This window comes from Sphingomonas sp. CFBP 13728 (genome assembly GCF_014841895.1).
Classification (GTDB): Bacteria; Pseudomonadota; Alphaproteobacteria; order Sphingomonadales; family Sphingomonadaceae; genus Sphingomonas.
In genome coordinates this window covers 1,701,695-1,714,313 of record NZ_JACYUS010000001.1, presented here as the reverse complement: position 1 = coordinate 1,714,313, position 12,619 = coordinate 1,701,695, and the positions used below count along the sequence as shown (strand labels likewise).

General features: G+C 66.5%; 11 protein-coding genes. 1 reads left to right on the top strand and 10 read right to left on the bottom strand.

What is annotated here, in order from left to right; genetic code table 11:
• Window positions 1-57: 57 nt before the first annotated feature.
• The 6 genes from IFT67_RS07715 to IFT67_RS07690 all read right to left on the bottom strand — a co-directional run bounded on the left by IFT67_RS07715 (window position 58) and on the right by IFT67_RS07690 (window position 4,829).
• Window positions 58-525: a hypothetical protein gene (locus IFT67_RS07715; protein ID WP_192145990.1), complete on the bottom strand. Its 468-nt coding sequence runs from the start codon at window positions 523-525 to the stop codon at window positions 58-60.
• Between the two features lie 56 nt (window positions 526-581).
• Complete coding sequence (aroC, locus tag IFT67_RS07710) at window positions 582-1,649, bottom strand: chorismate synthase (protein ID WP_192145988.1); 1,068 nt, start codon at window positions 1,647-1,649, stop codon at window positions 582-584.
• Window positions 1,646-2,059, bottom strand: coding sequence for a DUF559 domain-containing protein (locus tag IFT67_RS07705; protein WP_192145982.1), 414 nt, complete (start codon window positions 2,057-2,059; stop codon window positions 1,646-1,648). The genes aroC and IFT67_RS07705 overlap by 4 nt, the downstream gene beginning before the upstream one ends.
• Window positions 2,060-2,120: 61 nt before the next feature.
• Window positions 2,121-2,924, bottom strand: a complete 804-nt coding sequence (gene fabI, locus IFT67_RS07700) for an enoyl-ACP reductase FabI (RefSeq protein ID WP_107964572.1) — start codon at window positions 2,922-2,924, stop codon at window positions 2,121-2,123.
• 11 nt (window positions 2,925-2,935) lie between these two features.
• Window positions 2,936-3,811 carry a YihY/virulence factor BrkB family protein gene (locus tag IFT67_RS07695; protein WP_244655510.1) on the bottom strand — a complete coding sequence of 292 codons (876 nt, stop codon included), beginning with the start codon at window positions 3,809-3,811 and terminating at the stop codon, window positions 2,936-2,938.
• A gap of 82 nt (window positions 3,812-3,893) precedes the next feature.
• The gene (locus IFT67_RS07690) at window positions 3,894-4,829 is read right to left on the bottom strand and encodes a DnaJ C-terminal domain-containing protein (protein ID WP_192145978.1); all 936 of its coding nucleotides are present in this window, start codon (window positions 4,827-4,829) and stop codon (window positions 3,894-3,896) included.
• Between the two features lie 94 nt (window positions 4,830-4,923).
• Here IFT67_RS07690 and IFT67_RS07685 point away from each other — a divergent pair, with 94 nt between their 5' ends.
• Window positions 4,924-5,064: a hypothetical protein gene (locus IFT67_RS07685; RefSeq protein WP_192145977.1), complete on the top strand. Its 141-nt coding sequence runs from the start codon at window positions 4,924-4,926 to the stop codon at window positions 5,062-5,064.
• A 40-nt stretch (window positions 5,065-5,104) separates the two neighbouring features.
• Here IFT67_RS07685 and IFT67_RS07680 read toward each other — a convergent pair whose 3' ends face one another.
• From IFT67_RS07680 to ku, 4 genes are all read right to left on the bottom strand, one after another.
• Complete coding sequence (locus IFT67_RS07680) at window positions 5,105-5,989, bottom strand: transglutaminase family protein (RefSeq protein ID WP_192145975.1); 885 nt, start codon at window positions 5,987-5,989, stop codon at window positions 5,105-5,107.
• Between the two features lie 175 nt (window positions 5,990-6,164).
• Window positions 6,165-8,603 (bottom strand): circularly permuted type 2 ATP-grasp protein, encoded by a 2,439-nt coding sequence (locus tag IFT67_RS07675; protein ID WP_192146591.1) that lies wholly within the window; start codon window positions 8,601-8,603, stop codon window positions 6,165-6,167.
• Window positions 8,604-8,977: 374 nt separating this feature from the next.
• Entirely contained in the window at window positions 8,978-11,512 is a 2,535-nt protein-coding gene (ligD, locus tag IFT67_RS07670; protein WP_192145973.1) for a DNA ligase D, read from the bottom strand.
• 124 nt (window positions 11,513-11,636) lie between these two features.
• On the bottom strand, window positions 11,637-12,518 hold the full coding sequence (gene ku / locus IFT67_RS07665; RefSeq protein ID WP_192145971.1) for a non-homologous end joining protein Ku: 882 nt from the start codon (window positions 12,516-12,518) through the stop codon (window positions 11,637-11,639).
• Window positions 12,519-12,619: the final 101 nt, after the last annotated feature.

The following is a 12,619-nucleotide window of genomic DNA, read 5'->3' as shown; positions in this document are numbered from 1 at the left end:
CACGAAAAAGCCGGGCGATCGCTCGCCCGGCTTTTCATTTACCGCAGTTGTGACAGATCAGCGCGGGGTGGTCGTGCTGGTCGTCCCGCCTGTGGTCGAACCCATCGTCCCAGTGGTCGTGCCACCCATCGTGCCGGTGGTGCCGCCCATGGTACCCGAAGTGCCGGTGGTACCACCCATCGTGTCGGCGCCCATCGTGCTGCCGGTCGTGCCCGACATCGTGCTGCCCGTCGTGCCGGTGCCGCTCATGGTGCCCGACGTCGTGCCACGCGTACGGCTGCGTGCCTTGGTGCCACGCTGCGTGCGGGTCGTCGTGGTCGAACGGGTGCTGGTCGAGGGGTTGGCCTGGTCCATCGTTCCGGTGGACATGCCGCCGGTCGTGCTGCCTGCGGTCGAACCGCCCATGGTGCTGCCGCTCATCGTGCCACCCGTGGTTCCGCCCATCGAGCCGCCGGTGCTCGTCTGCGCCAGTGCCACGCCCGGGATGATCAACGCTGCCGCTGCGATCGAAGCCAGAATACGCATTTCGCTCTCCTATGTTATTGAAGAGCAAGCGCTTAAGTCCTGCTTATGTTCCGACGTCAGCCGCACTGGCCCCGATGCAGCAGCGCTTGGTCGGCCAGCACGAGCGCCACCATCGCCTCGACCACGGGGACTCCGCGGATACCCACGCACGGGTCGTGACGCCCCTTGGTGGCGATCGTCGCGGCCTCGCCGGTCGGGCTGATCGTCTCGACCGGGGTGAGGATCGAGCTGGTCGGCTTGAACGCGACGCGCAAGGTGATCGGCTGTCCGGTCGCGATGCCTCCAGCGATGCCTCCAGCATGGTTGGCGAGGAACTCCGGGCCATCGACGCCCGGCCGCATCGGATCGGCATTCGCCTCGCCCGACAGCGCGGCGGCCGCGAACCCATCGCCGATCTCGATGCCTTTTACGGCGTTGATGCTCATGCAGGCGGAGGCGAGTTCGGAATCGAGCTTGGCGTAGAGCGGCGCGCCCCAGCCAGCCGGCACGCCGGTCGCCTCGCACGCGATCACCGCGCCGAGCGACGAGCCGGATTTCCGCGCGGCGTCGACGAGCGCTTCCCAACGGAGCGCGGCCTCGGCGTCGGGGCAGAAGAACGGGTTCTGGTCGATCTGCGCATCGTCGAAGTTCGCATGGTCGATCGCATCGCCACCGATCGCCTCGACCCAGGCGCGGACACGGACCTGCGGCACGACGAGCCGCGCGACTGCACCGGCCGCGACGCGTGCGGCGGTTTCGCGTGCCGACGAGCGCCCGCCGCCGCGATAGTCGCGAAACCCGTATTTCGCGTCATAGGCATAGTCGGCGTGGCCGGGGCGATAGGCCTTGGCGACGTCCGAATAATCCTTCGAACGCTGGTCGACATTCTCGATCATCAGGCTGATCGGTGTGCCCGTCGTGCGGCCTTCGAATACGCCCGAGAGGATGCGCACCGTATCCGGCTCGCGCCGCTGCGTGGTGAAGCGCGAGGTGCCGGGACGGCGCTTGTCGAGCCACGGCTGGATGTCGGTCTCGGTCAGCGGAATGCCAGGAGGGCACCCGTCGACGATCGCACCGAGCGCAGGCCCATGGGATTCGCCCCAGGTGGTGAAGCGGAACAGCCGTCCAAACGTATTAAAGCTCACTTGCCCCTCTCCCCAACGGGGAGAGGGAGGGGCCCGTGCGAAGCATGGGAGGGTGAGGGCACACACGTCAGCCCATCGAGGATCACGGCAAGCACGCCGTCCATCCGCTGCATCACGTCGTTGTTCCAGACACGGATCACACGATATCCCTTGGTCGCGAGGAAGGCGGTTCGATTGTCGTCGTACGCCGCTTCGTCGATGTGTTGGCTACCGTCTACCTCGACGACCAGCATGGCGTCCATGCAGAGAAAGTCGGCGATGAAGGGGCCGATCCAGACTTGGCGGCGAAACTTGAAGTTGCCGAGACGTCGACTCCGGAGACGGTACCAAAGCCGGTCCTCCGCTTCGGTCGCGTTCCGACGCAAACCTCGGGCTCGATCCAGTGGTTCGGTGCCGTCGTGTTGCCTCACCTTGCCCTCACCCTCCCATGCTTCGCATGGGCCCCTCCCTCTCCCCGGAGGGGGAGAGGGGTTACGCCAAAGCGATGTCGGGGGCGTCTTCGGCCTTCATGCCGATCACGTTGTAGCCGGCATCGACGTGGTGCGTCTCGCCGGTCACGCCCGAAGCAAGGTCGCTCAACAGGTACAGTCCCGCGCCGCCGACGTCGTCGATCGTCACGTTGCGCTTGAGCGGCGAGTTCAGCTCGTTCCACTTCAGGATCAGGCGGAAATCGCCGATGCCGCTTGCTGCCAGCGTCTTGATCGGGCCCGCCGAGATCGCATTCACGCGGATATTGTCGCGGCCTAGATCGACCGCGAGATACTGCACGCTCGTCTCCAGCGCCGCCTTCGCCACGCCCATCACGTTGTAATGCGGAATGACCTTCTCCGCGCCGTAATAGCTGAGCGTCAGCATCGCGCCGCCCTCGGTCATCATCTTGGCCGCGCGCTGCGCCACCGCGACGAACGAATACACCGAGATGTTCATCGTCATCAGGAAATTGTCGAGGCTGGTATCGACGAACCGACCGCGCAGCTCGTTCTTGTCCGAAAAACCGATCGCGTGGACGACGAAGTCGATCGTCGGCCATTCTTCCGCCAGCTTGTCGAAGGTCGCGTCGAGCGCACCCATGTCCGACACGTCGCAATCGAACAGCCGCGCCACGCCCAATTGCTCGGCGAGCGGGCGGACGCGCTTCTCCATCGTCTCGCCCTGGTAGCTGAACGCGAGCTCCGCGCCCGCCTCGGACAGCTTCTTGGCGATCCCCCAGGCCAGCGACTTGTCGTTCGCCAAGCCCATGATCAGCCCACGCTTGCCCGCCATCAAACCGTTCACGCCGTCCCCGCCTATACTTGCATATCCGTAGCAGGCTGCTCTAGCGTTGTTTCGGGTGGTTCCGCCAGTGCCGCGTTGAGATGCGCACCGAATACGAGGCCTAGCCCGATGACATAGAAAAATAACAGCATGATGACGACGCCCGCCAGGCTGCCATAGGTCAGGTCGTAGCCGCCAAGCCGGGACAGGATCACCGGCAGCAGCGCGGTCGCGCTGACCCACCAGGCGGTGGTGAACAGCGCGCCCGGCCATTTACGGCACTTCGAATAGCGATAGCGCGACGGCGTCACCGAATAGAACAGCAGGTACAGCGCGCCGAACATCAGCAGGCCAGGGATCAGCCGCGACAGACCGACCCACCCGGCCGCATCCTGTGCAAAGGGCAGGAGGCGATAGATGAATTGCTCGGCCGCGGTCAGGATACCCTGCACGAGGAACGAGAGCAGCGCGATCACCACCGACAGGATGATCACCGCGGACGAACCAAGCCGCGATTTCCAGAACGGCGCGGTCGCCTTGATCCCGTAGGCGCGGTGGAAGATGTCGCGGATCGTCTCGACGAAGCTGCCGACCGTCCACAGGCCTACGAGCGCACCAAGCCACAACAGCGACCCGGTCCGCGCGGCAAGCACGTCGGCGATTGGCTTGCGCAACAGGTCGCCGACGTTCGGTGGCAGGACGTTGAGGAACGACTCGACCGCGCGCACCGTCTCGACGCTCTGGCCAAAGATCGACAGGATCGCCGCCGCAACGATAAAGAACGGAAACACCGTCATCAGCGCGAGATAGGCGAGGTTCCCCGCGTGGATGAAGCCATCGTTGAAGACGCCGACGGCCGCGCGTTTGAAAACCTCGAACGCGTAACTGCCTGGCCTGACCTTCGCCATGCCACGAGTGAGACGGGCGCGCGTCGCACCATGATCGTGCGCGCGCGCTTCGGGCGTTAGGGTATTATCATTCACAACGGGTTCAGACGCCCATGGCCCCCCGCGGGTTCCCCGCCTCGCGCCCATCCCAGCTTTCGACGAACGCGGTCAGCGCCGCATCGCTGGCGGGAATGTCGATCATGAGGGTGACCAACTGGTCGCCCCGCGTGCCGCCCTTCTTGTGGAAACCCTTGCCCTTGAGGCGCAGCGTCTTGCCCGAGGTCGTGCCCTTGGGGATCGTCAGCATGACCGGCTTGTCGACCGTCGGTGCCTTGACCGACCCGCCCAGCACCGCCTCGGCAAGCGTGATCGGCAGGTCGAGGCGGACGTCGTCACCGTCGCGCGTGAAGAACTTGTGCGGCTGGACCTCGATAGTGAGGATCGCATCGCCCGCGCCGCCCGGACCCTGCTCGCCCTTGCCGGCAAGCTTCATCTGCGTGCCGCTCTCGACTCCGGCGGGTAGTTTCAGGTCGAGCGTCTTGCCGTCTGCGAGCGTCACGCGCTGCGGCTCCAGCGTCGCAGCCTCGACGAACGGGACTTGAAGACGGTACGCGGCATTCTCGCCCTTGGGCTGCGGGCGCCGACCGAAGCCGCCGGAGAACCCACCGCCGCCGCCACGCTGCGCGCCGCCGAACAGCCCTTCGAAGATATCGCTCATGTCGGCCCCGCCGGCGCCGCTTTCATAGCCCTCGCTGCGGAAGCCGCCGCCGGGCTGGGGTCGCCCGCCGCCGCCGCCAAAGCCGAACGGCGACGCCGGGTTGCCGTCGCCATCGATCTCGCCGCGATCGAACCGCGCGCGCTTGTCCTTGTCGTTCAGCAGGTCGTACGCGTTGGTGACCGTGCTGAACCGCTCCGACGCCTTCGGGTTGTCCTTGTTGCGATCGGGATGAAGCTCTTTCGCGAGCTTGCGGTACGCCTTCTTGATGTCGGCTTCGGTCGCGTCGCGCGCTACACCCAGAGTCTTGTACGGATCGGCCACTTACGTCCCCATTCTAACTTGCGCGTCTATGTGGGGCGGTGCGCAGCGCAACGCAATTGCGCGCGGGGTGTTTGGTTGCGCGAGAGGAACGATCATGACCAAACAACCGATGCAGGGCGTACCCAAGAACGACGACGGCGCGAAGCAGAAGGACGGCGTGAACGACGCGCCGGCCAAAGACAAGGGCGGCGTGAGTGGGGGCGGCTCGTATCCGAACCCGAACGACGAGAGGTAACGCCTTCATCCTCCCCTTGCAGGGGAGGATCGCATCTCTCCTATGCGGACTCCAACGGTGCGACGTCCACACTGACATCCATGTTCTGCGCCCCGGAACCGAGCACCACCCCATCCACCGGCGCGATCTCCGCGTAATCCCGCCCGACCGCCATCACGATGTGATCGCTCGCCATCCAGATCCCGTTGGTCGGATCGACCCCGACCCAGCCGCGCGCCGGCCCGCACCACAACAGCACCCAGGCATGCGTCGCATCCGCCCCGACCAGCCGCGGCTGGCCCTCGGGCGGGATCGTCCGGATATAGCCCGACGCATACGCCGCCGGCAGCCCTGCCGCGCGTAAGCCGGTGATCATGATCTGCGCGAAATCCTGACACACGCCCTTGCGCTGGAGGAACGCCTCATGCGGCGGCGTATCGACCAGCGTCGCGTCCGCATCGAATTCGAACTCGACCTGGATCCGGCGCGCGAGCGTGATCCCGGCCTCCAGCGCCCCCCGCGAAGGATCGAGGTCGACCGCACAATAGTCGGCGATCGCCTGGTCGAGCGGGATCAGCGGCGAGGGGTAGATGTAATTCGCCGGGCTCGCCGCGGAGAGGTCGGTGCTCGCCCGCGCCATCGCCGCGATGTCGCCCAGCGTCGGATCGCTGGCATCGGGCATGGGCACGAGGCGGTCCACCGTCATCCGCGACCGGCTCTCGATCGTCAGGTGGCGGACCGGACTGTCGACCACCAGCCGCGTGACGTTGGCAAGCCCAGCCTCCGCGCGCGCCGGACTGGTACGGCCAGCCGGATGCACCGACAGCGCGTAGCTATCGAGCCGCTGCCCCGGCCAGTCGATCGGCTTCAACCGCAGATTGCACCGCGCAAACTTCACGCTCGCGCCGTAATCGAACGTCGTAACGTGGCGAATGTCGTAGATCATGACCGCAAACCGATGCCCGTCGCTGAGAGGGACGCCCTCTTCTTGCCCCCTCTTCCCTCCGGGGAGAGGGCTGGGGTGAGGGGCTGTTCCAGACGCAGCACTGCTTGGCTGCCCCTCACCCCGACCCTCTCCCCGGAGGGGAGAGGGAGCAGGTTTGTCCCCCGAACGCCCACCCTCACGCCAACGTCAGCCCGCTAGTCCGCAACGGCTCCGCACCCTGCAGGAAATACCGCCGCGCCAGCGCATCAGACACTGCGCCGAGACGCCGCTCGATATCCCCCAGCGTCTCGGCATTCAGCTCCGCGGCCGTCGCGGTCATCACGATCGCCAGCAACCCGGTCGCTTGAGCCTGTTGCGGCTCCGCCATTTCATCGTCGCTCAGCACCGGCAACTCCGCCAACCGCGCCGCGATCCGCTCCGCCGAAAACGCCAACGACCGAGGATTGCCCGGATCGAGCGCCACCAGATCCATCACCGGCACCCGCGCGATCCCCGTCGGATAGCGCTGGCGATAACTGATCTGGCTATCGGCCAGGTCAAGCAGCACCGACAGATCGTCCGGCGACGCGCCCGGCATTCCGAACAACCGGATCGCGCGCGCCATCGCCATCGCTCGCTCGATCCGCCGCCCGAGATCGTGAAACCGCCACGCCGCCGTCCGCCCCATATGCTCCGCCGACAGCCCCGCGATCGCTGCGTAGCGCCGTTGCAGCGACCCTGCCCGCTCCAGCATTCCGCGATGCGTGGGGAAGGGCGCCTCAAGCAACCGCACCATGTCCGCCGACAACCGGTCGCGCGAGCCTTCGCCGATCTCGCGCGCGTGGCGGTTGAGCGTGAGGATCGACTGCCATCGCTCGTCCTCCATCGCGGTCCGCGCGAGCGCGGTCAGGTCGGCGCGGCGCAGCGATGGCGGGTGCGGCGCGCTGCCTGCCCCGACGATCAGCCCGACGAGCTTGCCGACCGTGGTAGGGGACAAGACAGCCCCCCCATCGACGTCGATCGAATTGCCGAGCATCACGCGGATCGCGCCGAGCAGCGCTTCGCCGCGCTCCAGATAGCGCCCGAGCCAATAGAAATTGTCCGCCACCCGGCTCGGCAACGTTCCCGGATTGCGCCGCACCTGGAGCGAGTCCGCGGCGGTCAGCAGCGATACCGGCGCGACCGGCTCGGCGCCATAGATGCACACATCGGCGGACCAGATGCCTTCGCCCATCACCGCCGCCCGCGCGTCGGGATGCTCGCCGATCCGCGCGAAGCCGCCGGGGAGGACGGTCCATTCGCCATCGCCGTTACGCGCCGCGAAGACACGCAGGGTGAAGGGGCGGGGGACGAGCGCATCGCCGACCACGACCGGCATCGTCGAGAGCTGGACCAGTTCCTGCCCGACATAATCCTGCGGCCGGTTCGCCATATCGGCGAGCAGGCGCGTTCGGTCTTCGCCGGTGATGTCGGCGCCCGCAGTCGGTGTACCAGTCATGCCTAGCGGACGCGAGTGGAACGCCGGCCCGATCAGCAGGCGATCGAAATTCGCCTCGACCTGCGCCCGCGCGCCGTCCTGCCCGCACCACCACGTCGCGATGTTGGGGAGCAGCAGGTCTTCGCCGAGCAACGACTTCGCGAGCTGTGGGAGGAACGCCGAGAACGCCGGCGCTTCCAGCACGGCCGAACCCGGCGCGTTCGACAGCACGACGTTGCCGGCGGCATAGGCGTCGATCAGCCCGGGCACGCCGATCTGCGAATGCGTGTCGAACGCCAGCGGATCGAGCAGCCGCGGGTCGAGCCGCCGCCACAGCGCATCGATCCGCTTGAGCCCACCAATCGTGCGGACATAGACCTTGTCCTCGAGCGCGGCGAGATCGGCGCCCTCGACCAGCAACAGCCCGAGATACCGCGCGAGATGCGCTTGCTCGGGATAGCTCGGGTTGAACCGGCCGGGCGTCAGCAGCCCGATCCGCGGGTCGGTCCGCTTGCACATCGCCGCGATCCCGGCGCGAAAGGCGGCAAAGAACGGCGCGTGGCGCTGGACGTTGAGCCGATCCTGCAACCCGCCGAGCGTGCGGCTGACCGCAATCCGGTTCTCCAGCGCATAGCCGGCGCCGGCGGGTGCGCGGAGGTGATCGGCGAGCACGCGCCACTCGCCGGTCGGCCCGCGCCCGAGATCGATCGCGATGAAATCAAGGTGGCGGCCGCCGGGCGGGTCGAGCCCGACCATCGGCCGCAGAAAGAACGGGCTGCCGGTGACCAGCGCGGCGGGGATGTGGCCGTCCGCGACTAGCTTGCCCGCGCCGTAGAGGTCGGCGATCACCGTCTCCATCAGCGTCGCGCGCTGGATCACGCCGCGCTCGATCCCCGCCCATTCGCCGGCTTCGATCAGCAGCGGGACGGGGGAAACGGGCCAGGGACGCTCATCGGGTTCGTCGGCGATGCGGAAGCCGGTGCCGATGTCGACCGCGTGCCGTTGGACGCGTTCGCGGATGTGGCCGAGGTCGTCCGAGGCGACCATCGCCAGCTCGGCGAACATCGCCGCCCAGGCGGGGTCGGCGTCCTTGCAGAGCACGTCGGCGCCGGTGCTGCGTGCGCAATAGTCGGCGATCCAGCGCTCGGCATGGATCATCGCGTCGAAAAGGGGCGCGGTGTGCGTCGCCGTGTCCAATGCCTCAAGCCCCCGAATACAGGCGGCGGTGTTTCACCTTTAGACGCGGCGGTGCAACATAAATTGTCGCCAAGGCCGCGCGTTACTCCTGTTCCCTCGCGAACGCGGGGGGGGGGGGGGCAGGAATCCCAAGCGTTACGTTCAGTTACCCTGGACCCCCGCATTCGCGAGGGAACAGCAAGGGAGAACCCGCCACCTTTATCGGCCACCACCCCGGCGAAGGCCGGGGCCCAGTTGGAAAGGCGGTCGTAACGGAGCGCTGCCCTTCGTTAGCACCGTTCCCCAACTGGGCCCCGGCCTCCGCCGGGGTGGTTATCAATTGGGGAAGGGGCCGCTCACAAATTCGGTAGCACCTGATCCGCCAGACCCCAACCTTCCAACGCCCTTGACCCAGCCCGCGCGATCAACTCAGTCCCATCCTTCACACCCCACCGCGCCGCAGTCTCGATATCCCGCAACTCGGTCCAAGACACCGGTGCCGCCACCGGCGCTCCAGCCCGCGCCCGCGCCGAATACGGCATCACCGCCGTCGCGCCGCGCTGGTTGCGGAGCCAGTCGATGAAGATCCGGCCCTTCCGCTTCGCCTTCGCCATCGTCGCGACGAACCGGTCGGGATCCGCCCCCGCCATCGCCCGCGCGAACCGATCCGCGAAGTCCTTCACCGCCGGCCATTCCGCCTCCGGAGTCAGCGGCACGACGACGTGCACGCCCTTGCCCCCCGACAGCATCGGGAAGCTGACCAGCCCCAGCTCCGCCAACTGGTTCTTCAGATGCTCGGCCGCCTTCTTCGTGTCGCCGAAGTCGAGGTCTTCGTCGGGATCGAGATCGAATATCAGCCGGTCCGGCTTCTCCAAGGCCGCATTCGACGATCCCCAGCCGTGGAACTCGATCGTCCCCATCTGCACGCACGCGACCAGCCCATCCGCGTCGTCGACATAGAGATAGTCTTCGGTCGATCCGTCCTTTTCGCGGATCGGCACCTGATGCACCGCCTCGCCGAAGCTTCCCGCGTCGTGTTTCTGGAAGAAGCACGCGCGTGATCGACCCTGGGGGCAGCGCACGAGGCTGATCGGGCGATTGCCCGCTACCGGGAGCATTATGCCCGAGACTGCGACGTAATAGTCGGCGAGATCGCCCTTGGTGACGTCCGACTTGTCGAAGATCACGCGGTCCCGGCTGCTGACCTTTATGCTGGTCGCGGGCGCCGCGGCTTCCTCCACATCGGGCAGCGGCGCGGGCGTCTCGGCGACGACGTCCTTCGCGGCCTTGTCCTCGCGCAGGCCGATGAAGCTCGAATGCCGCAGCACGCCGTCGGGCGTCACTTCGGCAAACGCGACCTCCGCGACCAGCTTCGGCGTCACCCACTTCGCACCGCGGACCGCCGCTTTGGGGGCCTCGACAGTCGGCGTCTTGCGGTCGAGCGCGTCGAGCTTGTCGCGGATCTCGTCCATCAACGCCTGGTCGAAGCCGGTGCCGACCTTCCCCGCGTACCGATAGCTTTTGCCCTCGCGCACGCCGAGCAGCAGCGATTTGAACCCACGCTTCTTGTCGGACGGCAGCCAGCCGACGATCACGAATTCCTGGCGGTGCGTGCATTTGACCTTGAGCCACGCCTTGGTCCGCTTGCCGGCATAGGGCGCGTCGGCGCGTTTCGAGACGATGCCTTCGAGGCCCTCGCGGCACATCGTCTCGAACAATTGCTCGCCCGCGCCGATGACGTGGTCGGAGTAGCGGAGGCGGTCCTCGTCCTCGGGGATCAGTGGCTGCAGCCGTGCCTTGCGGTCGAGGTTGGAGAGGCCGGTCAGGTCTTCGCCGTCGAGTGCGAGCAGGTCGAACGCGAAAAGCGTCATGGCGCCGCCGGCGGAGATCGCGTCCTTCAGCGTCGAGAAATCGGGGTGGCCGTCCTTGAACGCGACGATCTCGCCGTCGATCAGCGCGGATTTTACCGGGAGTTTCGCAGCGGCGTCGGCGATCGCGGCGAACTTGTCGGTCCAGTCGAGGCCGGTGCGGGTGAAGACCTTGGCCTTGCCGTTTGCGACGGAGATCAGCGCGCGGTAGCCGTCGTATTTCACTTCGTGGAGCCAGGCGGAGCCGGTGGGGACGGCGTCGACCAGCGTGCAGAGTTGGAGGTCCTGAAATTCCTCCCCGGCACGGGAAGGGGGACCGCCGCGACCTTTCGCGGGGGTGGAGGGGGGCTTGCCGCTGGCGAGACTTTTACGGCTGGTACGGCTGGCGGTACTCTTGCGGGCCGCCCCCTCCACCAGCTTCGCTGGTCCCCCTCCCCGTGCCGGGGAGGATTTGCCCTCCTCGATCTCCACCATCGTGCGGCCGGTCGAGACGCTGGTCAGCGCTTCTTCCACCAGCGTGTCCGTGCCGCCGGCCGCGGCATCGTTGATCTTCCGCAGCAGCCAGTTCTCGCGCTTCTCCTTCGCGCGGGGTTTCAGGCGGATCAGCAGCCATTCACCCTTCATCCGTTCGCCATCGAGGACGAAGTGGAGGTGGCCCTTGTCGAGGTCCTTCGCCGACTTGCCCTTGATCGGCGACCACGTCCCCCGGTCCCACAGCATCACCGTGCCGCCGCCATATTCGCCGGCGGGGATCGTGCCTTCGAAGGTGGCGTAGCTGAGCGGATGGTCCTCGGTGCGGACGGCGAGGCGCTTTTCGTTGGGGTCGAGGCTGGGACCGCGGGTGACCGCCCAGCTTTTGAGGACGCCGTCGATTTCGAGGCGGAAATCCCAGTGGAGGCGGGTGGCGTCATGCTTCTGCACCATGAAGCTGTTGCCGTTGCCGGGGGCTAGCGTACCCGCGGGCTCGGCGGTCCTGGTGAAGTTCCGCTTGGAATTGTAGAGGGCTAGGGGATCGTCGACCATCTACTCCCCTCCCGCAAGCGGGAGGGGCTGGGGGTGGGCTCGCGCCATCGCCAACCGCTCCGTTCGAGGAGAGCGCGAGCCCACCCCCGACCCCTCCCGCTCGCGGGAGGGGAGAAGAAGAGGGTTATGCACGTTTCTTTGCCGCGGCGGGCTTGGTTGCAGCGGCCTTCGCAGGCGCCTTCTTGGCCGGCGTCTTCTTCTCCGCAGCCTTGGCCGGCTCCTTCGCCGCCATCGACTTCTTCAACGCCGCCATCAGATCGACCACGTTCGAGCCGGTCTTTCCGCCCGTATCCTTGTCCTCGATGATCTTCTTCCCGTTCGACTTGCGCTTGCGTTCGATCAAGTCCTTCAGCGCATCGACATAGCGATCGTGAAACTCCTGCGGGTGGAAATCCCCACTCCGCTTCCCGATCAGCGCCTCCGCCAGTTCGAGCAGTTCTTCCGACGGCTTGTCATCGGGAATATCCCGAAAATAGCCCTGCGCCTTGTGCACCTCGTCGGCGTAGCGGAGTGTCTCCAATACCATGCCGCGCCCACATGGCTTCAGGCTGACGACGTATTCGCGCCCGCGCATCGCCAGCTGGCCGAGCCCGACCTTCTTGGTCCGCTTCAACGCCTCGCGCAGAACTATGAACGCCTCCTCCGCGAGATCGTCCGCCGGCACCACGAAATACGGCTTCTCGTAATAGAGCACATCGATCTCGCTCGCGTCGACGAACTGCGTAAGCTCCAGAGTCTTCTTCGACTCGAGCTTCACCGCATCGATCTCGTCCTGCTCCAACAGGACGTATTCGCCCTTCGAGACTTCATAGCCCTTCATGATCTCGTCGGCGTCGACCGGGCCGACGCCGGTGACGACCTTGTCGTAATGGATCGGCTGGCCCGAGGGCTCGTGGATCTGCTTGAACGACACCGCCGCGCCGGACTTGGTCGCGGAATAGATCTCGACCGGGATCGAGACGAGGGCCAGCCGGATCTGCCCTTGCCAATACGCGCGCGCTGCCACCTTGCGTGTTCCTTCGTTGCGGAAACGATTCGATTATCCATCAATCGTCGGCAGGGCAGAGTCGTTCCCTGATGCGGTTTCGCTCGGGCCGAAGTTTCGCT